The 21,129-nt window shown below is 50.8% G+C and carries 18 protein-coding genes; 2 read left to right on the top strand and 16 right to left on the bottom strand.

Annotated elements, in window-relative coordinates:
* Positions 1–41 precede the first annotated feature (41 nt).
* From WH37_RS03220 to WH37_RS03185, 8 genes are all read right to left on the bottom strand, one after another.
* Complete coding sequence (locus tag WH37_RS03220; RefSeq protein WP_046229111.1) at positions 42–1,196, bottom strand: glycoside hydrolase family 88 protein; 1,155 nt, start codon at positions 1,194–1,196, stop codon at positions 42–44.
* Between the two features lie 52 nt (positions 1,197–1,248).
* Complete coding sequence (locus WH37_RS03215) at positions 1,249–3,267, bottom strand: heparinase II/III family protein (RefSeq protein WP_052736778.1); 2,019 nt, start codon at positions 3,265–3,267, stop codon at positions 1,249–1,251.
* 131 nt (positions 3,268–3,398) lie between these two features.
* Entirely contained in the window at positions 3,399–5,045 is a 1,647-nt protein-coding gene (locus WH37_RS03210) for a response regulator transcription factor (RefSeq protein WP_046229110.1), read from the bottom strand.
* Entirely contained in the window at positions 5,038–6,891 is a 1,854-nt protein-coding gene (locus tag WH37_RS03205) for a cache domain-containing sensor histidine kinase (protein WP_046229109.1), read from the bottom strand. Before WH37_RS03205 ends, WH37_RS03210 begins: the two co-directional genes overlap by 8 nt.
* 208 nt (positions 6,892–7,099) lie before the next feature.
* Positions 7,100–8,506, bottom strand: a complete 1,407-nt coding sequence (locus tag WH37_RS03200; protein WP_046229108.1) for an ABC transporter substrate-binding protein — start codon at positions 8,504–8,506, stop codon at positions 7,100–7,102.
* A 196-nt stretch (positions 8,507–8,702) separates the two neighbouring features.
* Positions 8,703–9,542: a carbohydrate ABC transporter permease gene (locus WH37_RS03195; RefSeq protein WP_046229107.1), complete on the bottom strand. Its 840-nt coding sequence runs from the start codon at positions 9,540–9,542 to the stop codon at positions 8,703–8,705.
* A gap of 30 nt (positions 9,543–9,572) precedes the next feature.
* A complete protein-coding gene (locus tag WH37_RS03190) occupies positions 9,573–10,493 on the bottom strand; it encodes a carbohydrate ABC transporter permease (RefSeq protein ID WP_046229194.1) in 921 nt (306 codons plus the stop codon).
* A gap of 221 nt (positions 10,494–10,714) precedes the next feature.
* Positions 10,715–11,947, bottom strand: a complete 1,233-nt coding sequence (locus WH37_RS03185) for an MFS transporter (RefSeq protein WP_046229106.1) — start codon at positions 11,945–11,947, stop codon at positions 10,715–10,717.
* 228 nt (positions 11,948–12,175) lie between these two features.
* Between WH37_RS03185 and WH37_RS03180 the strand changes: the two genes are divergently transcribed.
* The gene (locus tag WH37_RS03180) at positions 12,176–12,820 is read left to right on the top strand and encodes a GntR family transcriptional regulator (RefSeq protein ID WP_046229105.1); all 645 of its coding nucleotides are present in this window, start codon (positions 12,176–12,178) and stop codon (positions 12,818–12,820) included.
* 141 nt (positions 12,821–12,961) lie between these two features.
* Here WH37_RS03180 and WH37_RS03175 read toward each other — a convergent pair whose 3' ends face one another.
* The 8 genes from WH37_RS03175 to WH37_RS03140 form a co-directional block, all read right to left on the bottom strand.
* Positions 12,962–13,558: a TetR/AcrR family transcriptional regulator gene (locus tag WH37_RS03175; protein ID WP_046229104.1), complete on the bottom strand. Its 597-nt coding sequence runs from the start codon at positions 13,556–13,558 to the stop codon at positions 12,962–12,964.
* Positions 13,559–13,629: 71 nt separating this feature from the next.
* Positions 13,630–14,787: a YhgE/Pip domain-containing protein gene (locus WH37_RS03170; RefSeq protein ID WP_046229103.1), complete on the bottom strand. Its 1,158-nt coding sequence runs from the start codon at positions 14,785–14,787 to the stop codon at positions 13,630–13,632.
* A gap of 235 nt (positions 14,788–15,022) precedes the next feature.
* Positions 15,023–15,838: a twin-arginine translocase subunit TatC gene (gene tatC / locus WH37_RS03165; protein ID WP_082110635.1), complete on the bottom strand. Its 816-nt coding sequence runs from the start codon at positions 15,836–15,838 to the stop codon at positions 15,023–15,025.
* 37 nt (positions 15,839–15,875) lie between these two features.
* Entirely contained in the window at positions 15,876–16,106 is a 231-nt protein-coding gene (tatA, locus tag WH37_RS03160) for a twin-arginine translocase TatA/TatE family subunit (RefSeq protein WP_046229102.1), read from the bottom strand.
* A gap of 41 nt (positions 16,107–16,147) precedes the next feature.
* Positions 16,148–17,164 carry a molybdopterin-binding protein gene (locus WH37_RS03155; protein WP_046229192.1) on the bottom strand — a complete coding sequence of 339 codons (1,017 nt, stop codon included), beginning with the start codon at positions 17,162–17,164 and terminating at the stop codon, positions 16,148–16,150.
* 56 nt (positions 17,165–17,220) lie between these two features.
* A complete protein-coding gene (locus tag WH37_RS03150; RefSeq protein ID WP_046229101.1) occupies positions 17,221–17,715 on the bottom strand; it encodes a MogA/MoaB family molybdenum cofactor biosynthesis protein in 495 nt (164 codons plus the stop codon).
* A 65-nt stretch (positions 17,716–17,780) separates the two neighbouring features.
* Positions 17,781–18,275: a cyclic pyranopterin monophosphate synthase MoaC gene (gene moaC / locus WH37_RS03145; protein WP_046229100.1), complete on the bottom strand. Its 495-nt coding sequence runs from the start codon at positions 18,273–18,275 to the stop codon at positions 17,781–17,783.
* Positions 18,276–18,300: 25 nt separating this feature from the next.
* On the bottom strand, positions 18,301–18,921 hold the full coding sequence (locus WH37_RS03140) for a 5-formyltetrahydrofolate cyclo-ligase (protein WP_052736777.1): 621 nt from the start codon (positions 18,919–18,921) through the stop codon (positions 18,301–18,303).
* 146 nt (positions 18,922–19,067) lie between these two features.
* Here WH37_RS03140 and WH37_RS03135 point away from each other — a divergent pair, with 146 nt between their 5' ends.
* On the top strand, positions 19,068–21,002 hold the full coding sequence (locus WH37_RS03135) for an ABC-F family ATP-binding cassette domain-containing protein (RefSeq protein WP_046229190.1): 1,935 nt from the start codon (positions 19,068–19,070) through the stop codon (positions 21,000–21,002).
* The last annotated feature ends 127 nt before the right edge of the window (positions 21,003–21,129 follow it).

Genomic DNA, 21,129 nt, shown 5'->3' with positions numbered 1-21,129 from the left:
CTATCTATGATAATTGGATAACGTTCAACCTAACACTCGCCTTACGACCAGAAGCTCTTATAGCCGCGCAGCTTGGACAAGCCCTCCGTAAAGAAATAATCGCCGTAGATGAGCGGGACATCGAGATTTTTGCGTTCCGGGTAATGGCTCGTGCCATGCAGAACCAGCCCTTCCTCCTGTGCGTCGTCCGCCCATGCGCCATAGTTCTCATACAGCGATTTTAAAATCCGCTCCCCCGCGCTGCGATACAAGTCACGCTCCACCTCTGGCACCGCATCCGCAATCGCCAGCAAACCGCAAGCCGCGCAAGCGCCCGCCGATGAATCGCGGTATGGCTCCACGCCTTCCGGTATCCGGAAATCCCAATGCGGCACGGAATCTTCAGGCAAATTCGCCAGGAAAAAATGGGCCGTGCGCTTCGCCGCATCTAAATACCGCTGCTCACCGCTATGGGCGTAGCTGAGTGCCATGCCGTAAATCGCCCAGGATGCGCCACGCGACCATGCCGATTCGGCTGCAAATCCTTGCCCGCCATGCTTCGCAGCTACTTCGCCGCTTTGCGGATCAAACTCTACAATATGATAAACCGAGCCATCGGGTCGAATAAAATGCTCCAGCACCGTATCGGCATGCGCCATCGCCAAATGCTTGTAGCGCGGGTCCTCCGTCGAGCACGAAGCCCAGTAGAGCAGCGGCAAATTCATCATGCAGTCGATAATAGCCAGCCCGTCATTGCGCTCGCCTTCCCGCCAAGGATTCCATGCCCGAATGTAGCGGCCTTGAATATTGAAGCGGCCGCTTAGCAGGTTCGCCGCAAGCAGCGCCCGTCGCCGCGAATCTTCCGCCCCCAGCAGCTTATAGCGTGCCACACTAGTAAGTGTCCACATGAAGCCGATATCATGGTCAAGCCTGTCATAGCCCATGATGACTTCGTCGAGCTTAAGCTCACAGGCTTCGGCAAGCTCCTTGTAGCGCTCCGTACGCGAATTCTCATCCTGATAGAGCAGCCATAGCAGCCCTGGCCAAAATCCCGCCGTCCACCAATGCGCCGGCTCCAGCACATAAACCCCGTTCACGCTTGCATGTGGAAATCGCGAGCCGATTCGGCCGCTAGTGCGCCCGATCTTCTGATTCACCTTGTCCCAAGCTTCATTCACCCAATTATGCTGCTCCTGCGCCTTCTCCTGCACTGCCATTGCTTCGCTCTCCTTTTCTTTGCCGCTTTAATTTATTTTCAGCTATTCCACCCTATGGCTCAAAACGAAAAACAAAATCGGTTTCCACCGTCGCAGTTCCCGCTTCCAAATGATGAAAATCCAGCGTGTACCATTGCCGCTCACGCCCAAAATGATCGATATCGCTCCGCTGCGTCACCACTGGCTTCCACCGCTTCGCATCGAACGCAATCGTCAGCCTCTTGCGTCCCTGCAATACCACGACACCGTCAGCCTCCCCGGCCTCCGGCATCTGCCCTGCAACGTAGCGCTCGATAATCTCGCGCCCGCCTCCTACTTCCTCCCGGAACCGATACCGGTTCCGAATCGTCAGCACAGGCAGCGCGCCCTTCTTGTTCCACTCGAAGCGCCGCCCCAGCACTGCAAGGCCCGCTTCCTCGCCGTACGCGGCCTGTATGTCCAGCTCCAGCACGTCAAGCTCCGCGCCGGTCGCCGCCTGCACAACCACAGCGCGCGCGTCCGCGCCGCCCCGCTGGCGCGCGCCGCCAATGATCGGCACGGAATGTCCGTGCGAGCCGTTGCACCAGATCGCATACCGCTGCGGACCAAAATAATCCGCCGTATACTCCCCGCTGCCCAAATCCGCCAAATAGGCTTCTCCGTCCGCATGAAGCACAAACTGCCCGACATCATTATGATTGTGCGGCTCATCGTTATGTCCGCCTTTGGCGGCAAAGCTGTACGTCGCGCCATCCGCAGCGGCATGACGGGACAGCAGCCACTGCACATTCGCCAAATAATGCGACTCCGTAGGCCATAGAGCTGCTGCATCATACTTCACAATCTGGCCCGCAGTGCTTGCCCCTCCTCCTTGCAGTCCCTCTTGCCGGGCCCCTTGCTCCGACTCGTACCCTGAGCCTCGTCCCGCTCCGTCCACCCACCAAAACAAATTCCGCACCGCAGGCGCCCACCTTGCGCAGTGATCCCCCGTATAAGCGTCGCGCAAGCTGGCATGCGGCAGGGCCACAGACGGAAACTCCTGATGCAAATAGCAGCTCAGCCCCATGAAGATACCGCTTTCAGAAGGTGCATCGGAAAAATTCACAATGCTGCGTCCACCCGTAAAGCATTTCTGCTGAAACATTGCGATTTCCTGCACTTTTGCGCTGCGAAATAAATCAATGGCTCCTTTAGTTGCCGCTTTAAGCAGCTGTGCAAAATACACATAAAAGCCAAAGCCATATTGCCAATACGAATATCCTTCCGCACATGCTCCGTCCTCGCCATAGCCGTCCAAATAACAATCCATCGCAGCTAGTACACGGGAAATCACGGCTTCCAGCCGTTCGCGATCGTCCATTAAATGCAGCGCGGCCACGCCAATCGACCCGGCACATACCGCCGCCCAATTATGCTCCGCGCTCTCCCAAAAATAAGGCCCTTCGGTCAAAAATGGCTGAAACAGCCGCTTTTCCACTTCTTCACGAATACGCAGGTGCAGCTCCTCTGGCAGCCGCAAGCCTAGCAGCACGCTTATTTCACTCAAGGCGAAGCCCGTCTCCGCAGCAAATAAATCAATGGGCGTCTGTTGCTCAGCCCCACCGAGATGCGCGGGCAGGCACCACGTCCGCTCCTCGCAGATCGACCAAAGCGCAGCCTGCAGCGCTTCCATATATTGCGGCTCCTCCGGCTCAATCAACGCCATAAGTGCGAAAGAATTCAAACGCCGCCTTTTTTGAAAATAAACCCGCTCGTACGGCAGCCGCTCCCCCGTCTCCTTGTACATCCGAAACAAGGCTTCGCTCAGCTCCGGCTCAACGCTCGCCAATTGGCGCTGTGCCTCGGCGCGAATCTCCTCGACTAAGGGACGCTGCACCTCAGCTTCGCGCAGCTTGCCATACCATGCATCGCCTTGCTGTCCCGCAGGCAGCGGCTCTCCATTCACCAGCAGCGCCAGCCCTCTTCGGCGCTCTACCGGCAAATACAGCTGTCCCGAGAAACGCTCCGCAAAGCGCTTTTCCAGCGGTGTTTGCTGCTGTTGCTGTTGCTGTTGCTGTTGCTGCTGTTGCTGCTGCTGCTGTTGCCGCTCCATATGTCCCGCTCCTCCCCACCATGCTTGCTGCAATTTTAGTTTAATGCTCCGTTGCCTACCCATTACCGATATCTTTAAGCCAACTTCCATCTCAACTTTAAATAACAGACTTCTAACCGCCTTGGCATCGCTTATAATCGCTTTTGCCCTCTCCGATATTCAACAGGCGTCACACCTGTACACGACTTAAACAGCTTTATAAAATAGCTCTGGTTATCATAGCCCAGCGTTTCACATATTTTGCCGACGGGCGAGCCGGTTTGATCAAGCAGCTCTTTGGCCCGATGCATTTTCATCCGTATTACATATTCGATAAAGGTCTCGCCCATTTCCTTCTTGAACAGGCGGCTGAAATAGCTGGGATTCATAAACAGCTGGTCGGCCACCTCGTCGAGGCTGATTTTTTTGTCCAAATGCTGCGAAACGTATTCGCAAGCGTCGATGACCTCGGCTCGCTTGCTGCCGCTGACGCCGTTTTCGGAGGCGATTATCGCTGACAAGCAGTGGGCAATCAGCCACGCTTGCAGCTCGGCAAGGCTGCCAAGCTCCCACACCTCATGATGGCTGACGTCAATCGAGCTGGCTGAGCGGGTATGCTGCATCAATTGAAGCTTGAGCTTTACATCCAGCAGCAGCTTAAACACCCAATCCTTCACCTGCTCGGGCGGCAGCCTCCGCTGCTCCGCGAGCGACAGCCACTGGCGCACCAGCTCCTCTGCCGCCTTGCGCTTATGGCCCAGCAGCGCCTCCCGCAGCAGCTCCGCCGCCTCGCCAAACCCTTCCAGCAGCGGATTATCGCTGCCTGCCTTGTTTAGCTGCGCCGCCTGCCCGGCGCACGCCTTCACAATAGAGCCAGGCGCGCGATAAAAGCGCGCCCCCGCTCCGGAAAGCAGCTCCGCCAGCGATTCCCGCAAGCGCAAAGGATCGCCTGCGCTATCGCCGATCAGAAAAGACATCGTCAGCTTAAGCGAGCTTTTGAGCGTCCGCTGCACTTCCGCGAGCAGCAGCCTCACCTCGTCGAAGCCGTTTATTTTCAGCCCGTGCGGGCATACCTGCATGATGAAGGACTTCTGCGGGCTGTACACAAAATGGGCAGCGGGGCGGCTCATCTCCCTGCTTGCCATCACCTCGCGGGTGACATTGTCCACTACAAAACGCAGCACCTCTTCGGAGCGAAAACGCTGCAGTGCCCGCGGATAATCGTCGATGATGCCGAGCACGGGAATGACAAGCTCGCCAGCTCCGAATGGCAGGCCGAATGCCCCCAGCTCCTGCTGCCATTTGACTGGATCCAGCATCGGCTGATGAAGCGTCGCCCTAATAAACTGCTCCTTCAGCAGCGCCTTATTGCGATCGACCATATGCTCCTTGCGGAGCTGCTCCATATGCAAATCTTTCGTCTCATTCAGCTCCGCCTGAAATTGCAGCAGCAGCTTTCGAATATCCGAAGGATCTAGCGTATCCTTGAGCAAATAATCCTGCACTTGCAGCTTGAGCGCCTGCTGCGCATAACGGAACTCATCGTGGCAGGACAGCACCGCTACCCGCAGCTCCGGTTTTCGCTCCTTCAGCCTGCGTATCAGCTCCAGCCCGTCCATACGGGGCATCCCGATATCTGTAATCAGAATATCTGGCATTTCCTCCAGCGCCGCTGCCAGCGCAACCTCGCCGTTCTCATGCATGCCTAGCAGCTGAAAGCCCAGCTCCTCCCACTCAATGGCAAAAGCCAGCAGATCCAGCACCGGATAATCATCATCAACCAGCATCACCTTAACCATCAGAATCCACCACCTGCTTCGGAATGTACAGCGTAATGACTGTGCCCTGCCCGATATCGCTGTCTATCGTCATCTGGAAGCGTTCGCCGTAGGTTATGCCCATCCGTTCATAGACATTTACAAGTCCGATGCCCGAAAACTTGCCTGGCAAGGCGCCTGCATCTCCCTCTTCCTCGCCTACAGCTCCCTGCTCAAGCTTTTCTAAGGAGCCTGCGCCCAGCTTATGTCGCAGCCGTTCGAGCTTTCCCTTCTCAATGCCTTGACCGCTATCGCTTACCGTTATTTGATAGCCGCCTTCTGCTTCGCTCGCACTAATCATCATTAAGCCGGCCTGCTGGCTGAGACCGTGAATGAGCGCATTTTCAATAATCGGCTGTAAGCAAAAGCGCGGGACGAGTGCAGTTAAGCTCAGAGGTGACAGGTCAAGCGTGAGCTCCGCCTTCTCCTTTTGCCGCATATTCATCAGCCTCACATAATCAATTGCGAGATCTACCTCCTCATGAAGCGGGATGACGCCTTTATCCTGGCTAATGGTCATCCGCAGCAGCTTCGACAGCGAGCTGATCATTTCCGCGCTTTCCGAATCTCCTTTGCGCAGCACCTTCATCCGTATCGAATTCAGCACATTAAACAGAAAATGCGGGTTAATTTGCGCCTGGAGCATCGCAAGCTCAGCCTTGCGCTTTCGCACCTGCGTCTTCGTTATTTCGCCAATCGTCTCCTTCACCTTATCGAGCATTAAATCGAAGGATTGACCCAAATAGCCGATCTCATCCTCCCCCCGAATGCCCGAGCGCACCTCCAAATTGCCGCGCTGCACCGTCTCTGCTACCCGCCCCAGACGAACGAGCGGCCTTGTAAATTTGCCCAGCAAATAAAGCAGCAGCACCATAAATAAGCAGAAAGATACGAGCTGGAACATAAAGACGCGTTTGAAAATGACATTCAGCTTAAAAACAGCTCGGTCATACGGAGTAAGCGACACCAGCTTCCAGCCCGTAAGCGAATTTGTATGCCACGCCATTAAATAATCCTCTTTTTCAATTTGCAAAATATGCGGGTCCGCCTGATCGCTCGCAAGCGTTGCGTAAGGAAAAATTTCGCCCACACGCTTTGCGTCGGGGTGGGATAAAATTTGGTCCTCGCTGCTGAGCAGCATCGTTTCCTGCTCCAGCTCGATTTTCCGAAAAATATCGCTCACCTTGTTTTCCAGTATCGTCACAATGACGTAGCCGTAGGGATTTACACTGTCACCGCGCAATGCCCGGGCAATGGAGAGCTGATAGGGGCTGCGGACTTTATCACTGTCAAACACCGTCGGCGTAGCTCCCGGCCAAAACGATTGCAGCCCGGACAGCCCACTTAATTGCGCGAACCAAGGCTCCTCGCGAAACAAGCCGGGATTGTATTCATCAATCGAATAATTGGCGAAATTCGTCCCGTCCTTCAGCAAAATCGTCACATAGGCCTTATCACCGACGACGGTCATATTTTCAATTTTATTCATAATCTTCATGCGGTCGAGGTAGCGGTCATATTCCGCGCTTGCGCCTTCGTAGGTTTTGCCTGAAGCAATCGCTTTCATAATCCGGTTCATTTCGGAGTCCAGCTGCACGTTATTGGCGATATAAAACATATAATTAAACAGATTGGATACATAGCCATCCACCAGCTCCAGCTTTTGCTGCGATTGCGTGACCGCCTCCTGCTTCATCGCATCCTTCGTCAGCATATTGTAGACGGCGAGCGTAATTAAAGCGGGGAGGAGCAAGCAGACGATGGCCGCAACCATCAACCGATGGCGAAACGACCTCAGCCGCAGCAGCGACAGCCATTGACTAGACATAACTCCACCCCTTTTTCGTAGTTCTTTCAAGTGTAACTGAAACGAGCTGCCTTTGCGTTCTTCTTTTATTTTCTTTGCTCTCTTTATTTTTTCTGGTTTCAGGCAAAAAGAAGTGCAGCAATAGCTCTGCACTTCTCCCTTTTCCTTTCATCCATGTGGTGAAAAAGTAAAACTTTTGCGCAGCAGACTTTCTTCCGCCACACTCCAGCTACTTGTTCGAATCAATCACCTGCTGCACACGCTCCTGCAAAGCGGCAATCGTTTGATCAATGTCCTGCTGATCAAAAATCAGCTTCTCGTACTCCTCATTGATGACTTTATAAATTTCCGCTTGATACGTAACAGGCGGAATAATTTTGGATGATTTCGCGTTTTTCAGCACCGACAGCAGCGACTGCTTGTCAACCTTCTCCGGATTTGCCGTACCGCTCAAAATCGTATCAATAATCGTTTCCAGCTGGGAATCGTCAATGCCATTCCATGACGGAACATTTTTACCTTGAGCGATCTGCCCCTCGGTCGTATACCAACGAACAAACTGGTACGCTGCATCCTTATGCTTGGAGGCATTCGCAACCGACACATAATCCGTCGTCACCATCGTGTAGCCGCCTTCGTCTGCGGCTGCGTTTTTCGGAATCGGAGCGACCGCCACCTCAAAGTTAAGCGGGAATTGCTCGGTTCCGCCAAGCTCCGTGTTCATCCAGCTGCCAATCATGACCATGCTGACTGCCTGATTGAAAAACTGGTTGCGGTAATGCAGCTTCTGCGAAATCATATCGGTGTATGGCGATGCCGATTTATCCTGCTTCTCCATCTGCACGCGGAGCTCCAGCGTTTTGCGCATGAGCGGATTATCCAGATTGGAAGTGCCATCCGCCTTCAAAAACTCGGTATTATCCGGCTGATTCGCCAGCGCCAGCTTCAAGAATTCCATCCAGCCGCCATTTTGCGGACCATGGAAATACGTACCGTAATGCTTCGATACGCCATCGCCTGTCGTTAGCGTCTTCGCATAACTCATAAAGTCATCCCATGTCCATTCAGTTGGCACCTCTAGTCCGGCAGCGGTCAGCTGCGTCTTGTTCAGCAGCACATACCAAGGATTAAACTTGCCTGGCAGCGCATAATATTTGCCGTCCAGCATCGTATCCACCTTGTATTCTTCATTCACCTTGAAGCCATCCTTGGCAATATAATCATCGAGCGGAGCAACCATGCCAAGACCAACGCGCTGCGCATAGCCAGCTGGATCGCTGAACATAATGACATCCATTTGTTCATTGGAGGAAGCGGCAAGATCCAGCTTCTGGATCGCCTCCTGCGTATCGCCCTTCTCGCTCAATACGACGACATCTACCTTGATGTTCGGAAACTTTTCCTCAAATGCCGCAATCGTCTGCTTCCAATTATAGCTCGCCTCGTTGCCGAACGTATGCAGCTTAATCGCAACCTCTTCATCAGCCGCCGCCTGCGCCGGGCTTTCCGTGCTGCTGCTCGCTGCTGGCGAAGCCGCTGCCCCGCCGCTTTCTGCATTACCGCCTGATGAGCAGCCCGCCGCCACCATCATAATCGACATCAGCATAAGCGATAACCATTTCATTTTTCTAAACATGCAAACCCTCCTCTTGAAAATAAAAAATAACGATAGCTGTCTGAAATATGTTTGTATGCGCTTTCTATCGTTATTGTAGCAATGCGGCTGCCCGCTCCTATACTACAATATTGACTACATTTACGACTATTTTGACTTCCCCGAGGAGCCTGCTTGGGGCAGGAGCCGCTGCGTGCACGTCTTACGACTGACCGGACTACCCCTTTACCCCGCCCAGCGCAATGCCTTCGATAACGCTTTTTTGTCCAATGACGAAAATGATCAGCAGCGGAACGATGGACGATACGGCGGCCGCCATAATGAGCGAATAAAACTCGCCGTTAATGGTCGTAAACTTTTGCATCGCCAATTGAATCGTGTACAAGCTGTCTGTGCGCAGGAAGATCAGCGGATTCTGATAGTCATTCCATGTCCAAATGAAGCGCAAAATCGCATACGTCGCAACGGCGGGACGAACGAGCGGAAACGCAATTTGCATAAATATCCGGCCATGGCCCGCCCCGTCGATTTTCGCCGATTCAATATATTCATTATGGACGCCCATAAAAAACTGGCGCAGCATGAAGGTACCGAGCACGCTGAAGCTGCTGAGCATAATGAGTCCCAAATGGCTGTCGAAAAAACCAATCGAGCGGTACAAAATAAACTGCGGCACCAAAATCGCCTGATGCGGGATCATATAGGTGGCGAGTACGATAATAAACAAATATTTTCCTGCTGCAAACTGGATTTTGGAGAAGCCATAAGCAGCAAGCGCAGATACGATGCACGAAAGTATCGTCGTGATTACTGTAATTTTAATGGAATTCCAATAGTATTTATAGAACGGAAATTGTCCATTCCACACTTCCTTGTAATTTTCGATGACATGCCATGTTTTCGGTATCCACTGGATCGGATAGGTGAACACGTCCGCCTCGATTTTGAAGGAAGTGGACAACATCCAAACGAAGGGCAGCAAAAACAAAATGCTCATGCCCATCATTAGCACCGTAAAAATCGATTTACGAACCGTACTTATCGTTTTTTGGTTCATTCTCTTCTTGCCTCCCTTATAAAAATGCTATTAATAATTCACCCACTTCTTCTGCGAGGCCCATTGCAGCAGGGTGATGAGCAGCACACAGGCGAACAGGACGACCGCCATCGATGAGGCGTAGCCGATTTTCAAATTGACGAACGCCGTATCGTATAAATACCAGACGATCATGCTGGTCGAGGAAAGCGGCCCTCCCTTGGTCAAAATCGCAATTAAATCAAACACCTTGAACGTCGAAATAATGCCCGTTACGAGCAGGAAGAAGGATGTCGACGACAGCTGTGGGAACGTAATGCTTTTGAATTTCACCCAAGCGTTTGCTCCATCAATATCGGCCGCCTCATACAAATCCCGCGGAATCGATTGCAGTCCTGCAATATACACGATCATATTAAAGCCGATAGCCGTCCAGACGGTAATCATCATGAGCGACGGAAGCGCATATTTGGGATCAGCAATCCACTTCGGCGGATTTTCAATGCCAAGCGCCAAGAGCAGCTGGTTAACTGGTCCCGCTGACGGGTGGAAAAGTACCTGCCAGACGATAGCTACCGCTACAATACTGGAAATATACGGCATGAAATACGCAACCTTAAAGTAGCTTTTCAAATACACATGCTTGTCGATCATAATCGCGAGAAACATGGAAACTGCCAAATAGGCGGGAACGGTCAGCAGAAAGTAAGCATTATTTTTCAGCGATTTCAGAAATGCCGCATCTTTCGCCAGCCGCTCAAAATTATCGAAGCCGACCCATTTCAGGCCGTCAAAGCCCGCGATAAAATTCCAGTCCGCCAGCGATAGCGCGAAGGTTGCGAGTATCGGCAGCAGCGTCAGCACCGTCACTCCAATGAGCATCGGGCCTACGAACAGAAAACCCGCGAGCGTTTCTTTTCGCTGGATCGCGCCGCTTGACCGTTTCGCGGTCAGCTTCTGTTTGTCTGACATTTTTGGCTTCGCCGTGGTTTCTTGTAGCGGATTCATGAGCTTTCACCTCGATCTATTATGGATACCTTTATCATAAAAAAAATGCCGCTCGCGCTGTGACGGTATTTTGCCAACCTATATCATTATTTTGACTTTATCGCAGACAAGCTTAAGCAGTTGGCAAGCAAAAAAGCGATGACCAGCACCTTACGGCGCCAATCATCGCTCTTTCATTTTTCCGCTTACGCTTGCAGCGGCTCACTCTTTTTGTCAGATGGGAGAAATACGGTGAATAGCCCCAGCAGCGGCAAATACGAGCAGCACTGGATAACGAATACGATGCTTGTCGCATCAGCAAGATTGCCGAGAATCGCCGACCCCGCTCCGCCAAGCCCGAAAGCAAGGCCGAAGAAAATGCCTGATACGAGCCCGACCTTCCCTGGCAGCAGCTCGTTCGTATACACCATAATGATCGAGAAAGCTGAAGCCAAAATCAGCCCTGCAAAAAAGATCAAGATGACGGAAAACGTTAAATTCGCATACGGCAAAGCGAGTGAAAAGGGTGCCGTGCCCAAAATCGAAAACCAAATCAGCGCACGACGGCTGAATTTGTCAGCAAGCATGCCGCCGAACAGCAGGCCAATGACGTTTGCAACCAGAAAGACGAACAGGATCATTTGCGCCTGGCTCGTCGATACCCCGAATTTTTCGATTGCGTAAAAAGAATAATAGCTCGTTATTGCTGAAATATAAACGTATTTAGAAAATACCAAAATCATAATAATCGTAACCGCAACCGCGACTCTTCCCTTGGAGAGACCGCTTCTTGCGAACGGATGATTTTGCGCGGTCCCCTTGCGCTCCTTCTCAGCCTTCAAGTGCTTCGTATACCAACTGGCGACGTAGCTTTGCAGCATGAATCCGATAACGAGCAGCAGGGAAAACCAGACGACCCCCTTTTGCCCCGTATGCACGAACAACATCGCCGTCATAATTGGAGCAAGTGCTTGTCCAATATTTCCGCCAAACTGAAAAATCGATTGCGCCAGTCCTTTGCGCGCCCCGCCTGCCAAATAGGCAACCCGCGCCGATTCCGGATGAAATATCGCTGACCCTACCCCAATCAGCATAACCGCAGCGAGGATCATCCAATAATACGCCGAGAAGGACAGCACCAGCACACCCGCAAGGGTGAAAAGAACGCCAATTGGCAGCAGCCTTGGAATCGGCCGTTTATCGGTAAAAATGCCAATAAGCGGCTGTAAAATCGCTGCCGTCAAATTAATGATTAAAGAAATAAAGCCAATTTGCGAAAAGGTTAATGAAAAAGAATCTTTAAGCACCGGATACAGCGCAGGCACAATCGCTTGAATCGTATCATTGAGCAAATGTACGGAGCTTGCAGCAAACAAAATCGGAAAAAAAGTGGTGGCCGCCACATTGGCTGGCCGAATAGCAGCTTGATTGGTTGACATCAGGATCTCCTTTTTCGAAGTAAAAATCGACGTTTGTTATGCGATATATTGCATATTATATTCTGATTATGTATGATATAGCAAGATATATTTTCACGGTTGCTTTTTGTCTAAACCGAGCTTATTTTAATCCATTTGCGCCCTCTTGCTGCTTCGATATATGATAGGAAGTAGCCCAAAACGCCGTTTAAGAGCTGCCGCTCGAATTTTTTTGAAGAAGGTGATGTAATGCCCATACCGACTAATTATTCCTCGCCGCTAAGAATATCTGCGAAGGACCGGGCTTTAGCCCAGCTCCAGAAATGGATTATAGAAGGCACGCTTCAGCCTGGAGAGAAGCTGATTGATGCCGAGCTAGCAGATGCACTTGGCGTCAGCCGGACGCCGATTCGCGAAGCGCTGCAATTGCTTGAAGTACAAGGACTTGTGCAAATGATGCCCAGCAAGGAAACGCGTGTGACGATGATTGAGGAAGAGGATATGCCTAAGCTTTATGCGCCGCTTGTTGCGCTGCATGCGCTCGCGGCCGAGCTTGCGGTGCCGCATATTCAGCCGGAGCATATTGCCCGCCTTAATGAGCTGAACGCCCAGTTTGCGAAATGCATTCAGGAGAACAAGCCTTATGAAGCGCTCGAATATGACGAGGAATTCCATAATGTCATTTTGGAGCTGGCGGATAATGCCTATATTCAATCGTTCACCTCCTCGCTGCAAATGCACCTTCGCCGCTATAAGTATTTATTTATTAAACAGCCTGCTTCGATTGCCCAGGTAGGTGTCAAGGAGCATCAGGCGATCATTGATGCGCTGGAAGCCCGCGATGCGGAAGCCGCTTCACTGATGATGAAAAAAAATGTAAGCATCCATATTTAGGAAACAATCCGGAATTTGCTCATCAGCTTTATTAAGGTTCAGTCGTGTTCAATCGTCCTTTTAGGCGAAAAAGAAAACCAACCTCACTCCCCGCTTGCCATAACGGAGTTGAAGTTGGTTTTCTCGTGTTTAGGGTTGATCTTATTCGGCTTGCTTCGACGGTTTTAACGCTTTTAAAATAAAGGCCGTCGTGTCAGCAATCTGCTCCTCCAGCGTGGTCGTGTCCTTGCCCATAAACACCAGCATGTGGATATTTCCTTTCGGAAAAAGTAGGGTTGAGCTAACCGCCGTAAAAGCCGTATGAATGGAACCAAATTCAAATACTCCCTGCTCACGCCCCTTCAGCAGCCATTGATATATTAGATGCCATAGCGGGAGGACACGCTCCTGAATCATTTCAATACGCGGAGTGTGCAGCGCAAACTCGCATTGAATAATATAAGATAGCTCAGCATCCTGATAACGAAAGGTGAGCAGCTCCCGAATAACGAGCTTCATGCCTTCAAGCGGTTCCATATCCTGAGCGATAGAAGCGATGCCCCTGCTAGGAAAAAAAGCTTCAAACAGTGCAAAAAACAAATTATCTTTTCCGCCAAAATAATAAGAGATTAGCGCCACATTCGCGCACGCTTCCTCACAAATTTGCCGGACGGATGTCCTGTCAAAGCCTTGAGCGGCAAACAGCTTTTTCGCTGCCAGCAAAATTCTCATTTTCACATCGATATCCGCAGCTTTCATCTCAGCCTCCTAACGGCAACCACTTTATTTGACGCAATCACTCGGGGCTGATCAGAAAGTACGGAAACGAATTAATTCGACTTCATTGCCATTTGCCCCGGCTTCGGCACAGCCTGCTTCTTCAAGCCAACCGCTGTCATGCTGATCACAAAACCGATGATCGCAATAATGGCCAGCCCCACAACCTCGCTACCAATGCCCGTGCCACCGAACAGCACATTCATCAACCCTTCAACCGCATAAGTTGCAGGAAGCGCCTCTCCAAGCTTTACATAAAAATCCGGGAGCAGCTCACGCGGCACAATCGCACCCGATGAAACGAGCTGCGCGGACAGCGCAATAATATTGAACAGCATGCCAGCCATGCCAAATACATATAAGAACATTTGGGAGACAAACATAAAAGCAAGCACGAACATGAGCTGGAACAGCCATAGCTTCAAGAAGCCCTGCTCCATTTGTCCATTAAATGCAGCGAGCAAAGAAGAGCCTACAAGAGATACGCCAATTGCCGCACCAACTGTAATGATGCTGCGAGCTGCAAAACGCTGCCAGCGGCTTGCCCCAGCACTGACCATCATCGACGATTGCTCCAGGTTCATCCCCATGATCATCGCGCCAACATAAGAAGCAAGCACCATCATCATTGGAACCATTTGATTGCTCATGCCTTTGACCGGGTTAGTCGATTCAATGTTCGCAGTAATACGTTCCGCTAAGCTTTGACCAGCAATCGCTGCCTGCTCCAATGGAACACCTGCCTTGCCAAGCGTACCCGCTACACCTTGCTCTATCGCCTGTGCATTGGCTTCTTTCGTTACCTCTGCGGCAACATTGCTCATAATGCTCTTAATTAAAGCAGGGTTGGATTCATTAATAAAATACCCAATATCCGCTTTGCCATCTGCCGCCGTCGCCTTTTGCGAAAAATCAGCAGGGAAATAAATAATCATTTGCAGCTCACGTGCGTTAAGCTGCTGCTTCGCATCCTCAAGACTGGACGGCTGCGACATTTGGAATGGCAAATGGCTGACCAAAGAATCTGCGATTTGCGTGCCGAACTGTTGATCCTCATTGACTACTGCAATATGCAATTTATCAATACGATCGGTCACTCCATTATAACCTGTCATCCATATAACTGAAAATACAATTTGAAACATAAGCGCCGTAACAATACCAACAATTGTTGTTGGGCGCTTCATAAAAGCTTGAATCGTGTTTTTCATCGCCAATCCCATCCTGTCTATGTCTATTTATTCGGTTTAAACAAATGTTTTAAACAATCGATTTAAACAACTGTTTTAATATTATATTTTGCTTCGAAAATTGTCAACATGAAAATAATGATATCCAGCTAGCTTATAAAGTTGGGCTTCAGCCTATTAAATCAGAAAAATCCCTGTACCCGCTGCCATGAAAGCAACGATACAGGGATTTTTAAAACGTTAGTCACGCACGGAGCTATGACGCTTCTTCGTTCATTTCCTCTTCCCGCAGTTTGTCTGCAGCAAGCTGCTTGCGGTATATTGCAGCAGATAGGAAAACGCTCATTTCATATAATCCAATTAACGGGATGGCAACGAGCGCATCCGATACAAAATCGGGCGGCGTCACTACAACCCCAATAAAAATCATAATAAAATAAGATATACGGCGCATTTTGCGCAAACGAATCGGATTCAAAATCCGGATTGCGGTCAAAAACATAATGACCAGCGGCAGCTCAAATAATAGCGAAATCGGAATCAATATATTAAACATAAAGGTGAAATATTGAATAATTCCGAACGTCTCTACCAAATCCAAACTGTCCGATACATTTCTGGTGAAATGAAACGCGAGTGGAAAGACGACAAAATAAGAAAACGACAGTCCCACCAAAAACATCAATAAAGCGAATGGGATATATTTAAGCGTTGCCCGCTGCTCCTTCACATGCAAAGCTGGTTTAACGAATGCCCATAGCTGATACGCCGTAAACGGAATCGTAATAATAAGCGCAATGACGAGCGCGAATTTCATATAGACGCCGACGCCGTCCCACAAGGAGAACGTGTGCATCGGCAGAGAGCGCGCTGGCTCAAGGCTCATAATGAAATCATAAGCAGGCTTTGCCACAAACAAACCGGCAATAAGGCCTACCAAAATGACAAGCAGCATATAAAAAATCCGTTTGCGAAGCTCTCCGATATGCTCCAGCAGCGGCATCAGGCCTTCCTCACGCAGCCGTTCGCGATTAAAGGGTTGTTCGGTAGCTTCGTCTTGCCTGATTCCCATCTGTCACAATCTCCTTCCAGAAAAAAAGCGGGCCCGATTAATCCGGCAGCCGCTTGTTATTCGACTCAGTATTGTCTGATTTGGAAACGTCGATCCGTTTCTCCTCTTTGTCCTTTGGCTCATCATCCATTACATCTCTTGCACCCGCTTTAAACTCCTTGAGCGTCCGACCGAAAGCTCTACCCAATTCAGGCAGCTTGTTAGGACCAAATAACAGCAGGGCCACTAGCACCAGCAAAATAATTCCCGTTGCACCAATAGATGGCATAATCGTCTACCTCCTTCTCACACTTGGATGTCTACCCAGACTCAGCATCCGTACAAACCGCCATAACCGAGCTGCGTAATATCTTCCTTCACGATTTGATGCCCAGCGAGTATGCGTGCCAGCAGGACATCGAATGAAGTAAACGGGTCATGCATGACGCATCCCGGTAAGCCCAATATCGGCACTTCGTTCAAATAGCCCATTAACAGCATGGAGCCAGGCAGCATCGGCGTTCCATAGCTAACGATGTGTGCACCCGACGCTTTAATTGCGCCCGGTGTGCGGTCGTCAGGATCAACAGACATTCCGCCTGTCACCAATATCATATCATAATCTTGCCTAAGCAAATAGTTAATTTCATTAACAATCACTTGCTTGTCGTCAGGCGCAAAACGCTGCTCGATTACCTCTGAGCCGAAGGCTTCCAGCTTGCTGCGGACAGCGGGACCGAATTTATCCTCGATCCTCCCGCCATATACTTCTCCGCCCGTCGTCAGCAGACCGACTCGCAGCTTGCGAAACGGCTTTACACGAAGCGGAGCAGCGCCCTCATGTGCCGAGCGATACTCAGCTGCCAGACGCTCCACTTCCTCTACCTTAGACTCTGACACGACGAGCGGAATGGCGCGAGTAGCCGCGAGCTGCCCGTCCTTCTTCACTACGCTATTCGTCTTTACCGTCGCAAGCGCAATCTCGCCGAGCGAATTGATTGCATGCACCAATGCTTCGTCAACCTCGACGAGCCCCAGCAGCTCGGATTTCATGCTTACTTTGCCTTCATGCGGCTCGCTTAGCCAGATGCCGTCTCCGCAAAGCGCCTTTGCCATCCTGTTCGCAGCATCATCCTCATGCAGCTCGCCAGCGGCAAGCTCCATAATGTAAATATGCTCCTTGCCAATATCGAGCAGATTCGGAATATCGGCTTCGGTTATAATATGGCCTTTTTTGAAAATTCGGCCTTTAAACTCGCCCGGCACAATGCGGGTCAGGTCATGAGCCAGCCGCAAGCCAATGGCATCATAGACGGATATTTCCTTTAGCACCGTCTTGCTTTCCATGCTTGGCTCAGCCGCTGTGACTGCTTGCTCTTGCTGCTTATGTTGCCCGGAGCTGCTCATAGTACGTCCTCTCCCTGTGTACCGGAAATAATCTCAAGCGCTTGAGGCAGCTGATCCATAATCGCCATTAAGCTTTCATGGACGCCTTTCGGACTGCCAGGCAAATTCACAATCAGCGACTTGCCACGGATGCCGCATACGCCTCTGGACAGCATCGCGCTTCTCGTCTTTTGAATGGCGCCAAATCTCATCGCTTCTGCAAGCCCTGGAATAACCCGATCGACCACGCGCAACGTAGCATCAGGCGTCACATCACGGATCGCAAGTCCTGTTCCCCCCGTTGTCAGCAATAAATCCGCCTGATAATATTCCGTCATCTCAATGATGGCTGCCATAATTTCATCCTGCTCATCCGGAACGATGCGATAATCGACAATAACGCCGCCAAGCTCCTCCTCTACCAGTTCCCTGATGACTTGAGCGCTTGTATCTTCACGTTCACCGCGCGAGCCTTTATCACTAGCTGTCAAAATAGCCACTTTCCACTGCATTTACCGTTCCTCCCATCCCTTGTCCGATCATGGGTGATTCCATCGCTGGAAACAGCCGCCGTGCTTTATTTTTCTCTCGAGTCTGCTTCCGCTTGAAACTGGTAATCGCCGTTTTTGCCACCGGTCTTTGAAACAAGATGTGTCGGGCCAATCACCATATCCTTCTGGATTGCTTTGCACATGTCGTAAACGGTAAGCGCAGCGATCGAAACCGCCGTCAGCGCCTCCATTTCGACCCCTGTTTTACCCGTTGTTTTCACGGTTGCCTGTATGTATAGCTCATCTGCGCCATTGTCGTCAAAGCGCACATCCACGCCGGTCAAAGGGAGCGGATGACACATTGGAATGACATCCGATGTTTTTTTTGCCGCCATAATGGCTGCAACCTGCGACACAGCCAGCACATCGCCTTTGCCTATCGTCCCCGCTTTAATCCGTGCCAGCGTCTCGCTGTGCATCGTAACGGTCGTCTGTGCTGTAGCGCTACGAGACGTAACGTCCTTATCACTTACATCCACCATTTTGGCTCTGCCCTGCTCGTTAAAATGCGTCAACCCCACAGCACAATCTCCCCCTCACTGCTTCTTATATAAAATGAATCCCGGACTCCGTCACGATGCCGTTCATCTTCAAATCATGCTCCTGCATCGGAACCTGCTCTGCAACCTGCGCCTCGAAAGCTGCGCCTATCCATATCACGCGCTTCCCAGCCTCGCCTGCCCGCTCCGCAAATCGGTCATAATAGCCTCCGCCATATCCCATTCGTCCGCCTTTGCGGTCAAACCGAATGCCTGGGACGATGATGATGCCTGGCACATGCTCCTGCGGAAGCTCCTCGCATTTGGCCGGGTCAGGCTCACGGATCCCATATGCGCCCTCCATCAAATCCGCTGGCGATTGCAGCCGGTACAGCGTCATCGAGCGGTCGAGCGGGTGACAACGAGGCACGATTACCTCACGTCCTGTTGACCACGACCATTCCATTAGCGGCCACAAATCCAGCTCGGAGCGAAACGGAACATAACACATGATTTCGCGCTGCTCCTGATGCTCTTCCAGCCATGCGCTTAACGCGCTGCAGGCAAGCCCAGACCATGATGTCCGATCCAGCTTGGACAAGCGATCGCGGGCTTTAGTAGCATCCGCTCGAACACGCTGTTTTTCCGCCTTTATTTGCGATTTTTCATTGTCCGTCATAATCGCCATTCTGCCTTTCCATTACCTCAATTTCAATTATGTTCAGTTTACCATTGTTATGCAACTTTCGCCAATGGCGGCTTGCATTTGTGGTAATATATAATGAAACAGCAAGCAAGCGAAAGCTAAGCAATTATTCGTTGGAGGTATTTTTCATGCTGCTTCAAGTTTCTAATATAAGTAAAAGCTACGGTGTAGATCCCATATTATCAAATATTACGATGCAGGTGCTAGAACGCGAGCGCATCGGACTCGTTGGCGTCAATGGCGCCGGCAAATCCACGCTCTTAAAAATCATTGCAGGAGAGCTGTCTTTCGACTCCGGCGCCATCCACAAAGCCAAAGAAACTCGGCTCGGCTATTTGGCTCAAAACAGCGGCCTGCAATCCGACCGCACTATTGAAGCCGAAATGCGCGCCGTATTCGCTCATTTGCTGGAGGCCGAGCAGGAGCTGCGTGATCTGGAGCAGCAAATTGCTGATCCAGAGCTGCATGAACAGCCGAAGCGATATGAAGAGGTGCTCGATCGCTATTCTCGCCGCTCCGACTGGTTTCGCGAGCAAGGCGGCTTTGAAATCAATACGCGCATCAACAGCGTTCTTCACGGCATGGGCTTCGGCACATTTCCGCCAGATACACCTATCCATACATTGAGCGGCGGTCAAAAAACAAGACTGGCACTGGCCCGTATTTTGCTTCAAGCTCCTGATTTACTCATGCTCGATGAGCCGACCAACTATTTGGATATTCCGACGCTCACTTGGCTTGAGGGCTATTTACGCAGCTATTCCGGCGCTATTCTTGTCGTTTCTCATGACCGATATTTCCTCGATGCTCTTGTGCAGACGATTGTCGAAATCGAACGGCATTCCGCTAAACGTTATACTGGCAACTACAGCCGCTATATTGACCTGAAGGCCGCAGAATACGAAAGCGATTTAAAGCAGTTTGAGAAGCAGCAGGACGAAATCGCCAAGATGGAGCAGTTCATTCAGCGTAATATTGTCCGCGCCTCTACTACGAAACGCGCTCAAAGCCGCCGTAAAGCGCTGGACAAAATGGACGTGCTTGACAAACCGCTGGGCGATTTAAAGAAAGCAAATTTCACGTTCCAAATTGAGCGCCAAACCGGCAAAGATGTTCTGCAGGTATCGGATTTATCCGTGCTGTTTGACGAGAAAAACAAGCCTTTGTTCCAGCATGTCTCCTTCCGCTTGCAGCGTGGCGAGACGGTGGCTCTTATTGGACCTAACGGTATTGGCAAATCGACATTGCTCAAAACGATTGTCGGACAGCGCCAGCCGTCAAGCGGCAGCGTCGCCTGGGGCTCCAACGTCAAGCTGGGATATTATGACCAAGAGCATACTGGACTTAATCAGTCGAATACCGTACTGGAAGAAGTTTGGGGGCTCTACCCCCATATGGAGGAATCCCGTATTCGGACTGTTCTTGGCAGCTTTCTATTTAGCGGCGAAGATGTGCTTAAACGCATTTCGGCGCTCAGCGGCGGCGAGAAAGCTCGTGTGTCGCTAGCCAAACTCATGCTGGCTCAAGCCAATGTGCTCATTTTGGACGAGCCTACCAACCATTTGGATTTATACAGCAAGGAAGTGCTGGAATCCGCTCTGCTTGATTATGAGGGTACGCTGCTCTTTATTTCTCATGACCGTTATTTCCTTAATAAAATGGCTGAGCGCATTGTCGAACTGACACCTGCGGGCACCGAACATTTCCTAGGAAATTATGACGAAATGATAGAGAAAAAGCATGAACTCGAAGAAGCACGGCTCGAGGAAGCGGCTAAGCGGGCTGCTTCAAGCAGTAAAGCAGCTGTGTCTTCCGACAACGTTAGCGATTACGCGCTGGATAAGCAGGCAAAGCGTGAGGAACGCAGTCGTCAGCGTAAGCTGGAGCAGGTAGAAGCCGATATTGCCGAGCTGGAACAGGCCATTGCGGATCTCGAGCTGCAGCTGACTGACCCTGCTATTTTCAACGATTATATGCGCATCCAGGAAATCCAGTCGCAAATCGACCAGAAGCGTACCGCTTTAAGCGAAGCCTACGAGCAGTGGGAAACGCTTAGTGAATAGTATCCGCTGCATCACTTCCTTTATAAAATAACATTGCAGAACATTAACGATTCACAAGCTAGACGAATTCGTTAGTGTTCTTTTTTTATATTAAAAAGTGCTGGTGAATCTGGTCATTTAAAAAATA

This window comes from Paenibacillus algorifonticola, from assembly GCF_000971975.1.
GTDB lineage: Bacteria > Bacillota > Bacilli > Paenibacillales > Paenibacillaceae > Pristimantibacillus > Pristimantibacillus algorifonticola.
Note: the sequence above shows the minus strand (reverse complement) of the source record. Positions and strands in the feature narration are given on the sequence as shown.

Coding starts and splice junctions, on each gene's coding strand:
- WH37_RS03220 (WP_046229111.1), bottom strand. CDS start 1,196: ATGGCAGTGCAGGAGAAGGCGCAGGAGCAGCATAATTGGGTGAATGAA.
- WH37_RS03140 (WP_052736777.1), bottom strand. CDS start 18,921: ATGGCGATTATGACGGACAATGAAAAATCGCAAATAAAGGCGGAAAAA.
- WH37_RS03195 (WP_046229107.1), bottom strand. CDS start 9,542: ATGAACCAAAAAACGATAAGTACGGTTCGTAAATCGATTTTTACGGTG.
- WH37_RS03215 (WP_052736778.1), bottom strand. CDS start 3,267: ATGGAGCGGCAACAGCAGCAGCAGCAACAGCAGCAACAGCAACAGCAA.
- WH37_RS03150 (WP_046229101.1), bottom strand. CDS start 17,715: ATGCAGTGGAAAGTGGCTATTTTGACAGCTAGTGATAAAGGCTCGCGC.
- WH37_RS03190 (WP_046229194.1), bottom strand. CDS start 10,493: ATGTCAGACAAACAGAAGCTGACCGCGAAACGGTCAAGCGGCGCGATC.
- WH37_RS03185 (WP_046229106.1), bottom strand. CDS start 11,947: ATGTCAACCAATCAAGCTGCTATTCGGCCAGCCAATGTGGCGGCCACC.
- WH37_RS03210 (WP_046229110.1), bottom strand. CDS start 5,045: ATGGTTAAGGTGATGCTGGTTGATGATGATTATCCGGTGCTGGATCTG.
- WH37_RS03170 (WP_046229103.1), bottom strand. CDS start 14,787: ATGAAAAACACGATTCAAGCTTTTATGAAGCGCCCAACAACAATTGTT.
- WH37_RS03135 (WP_046229190.1), top strand. CDS start 19,068: ATGCTGCTTCAAGTTTCTAATATAAGTAAAAGCTACGGTGTAGATCCC.
- WH37_RS03155 (WP_046229192.1), bottom strand. CDS start 17,164: ATGGAAAGCAAGACGGTGCTAAAGGAAATATCCGTCTATGATGCCATT.
- WH37_RS03180 (WP_046229105.1), top strand. CDS start 12,176: ATGCCCATACCGACTAATTATTCCTCGCCGCTAAGAATATCTGCGAAG.
- tatC (WP_082110635.1), bottom strand. CDS start 15,838: ATGGGAATCAGGCAAGACGAAGCTACCGAACAACCCTTTAATCGCGAA.
- WH37_RS03200 (WP_046229108.1), bottom strand. CDS start 8,506: ATGTTTAGAAAAATGAAATGGTTATCGCTTATGCTGATGTCGATTATG.
- tatA (WP_046229102.1), bottom strand. CDS start 16,106: ATGCCATCTATTGGTGCAACGGGAATTATTTTGCTGGTGCTAGTGGCC.
- WH37_RS03205 (WP_046229109.1), bottom strand. CDS start 6,891: ATGTCTAGTCAATGGCTGTCGCTGCTGCGGCTGAGGTCGTTTCGCCAT.
- WH37_RS03175 (WP_046229104.1), bottom strand. CDS start 13,558: ATGAAAGCTGCGGATATCGATGTGAAAATGAGAATTTTGCTGGCAGCG.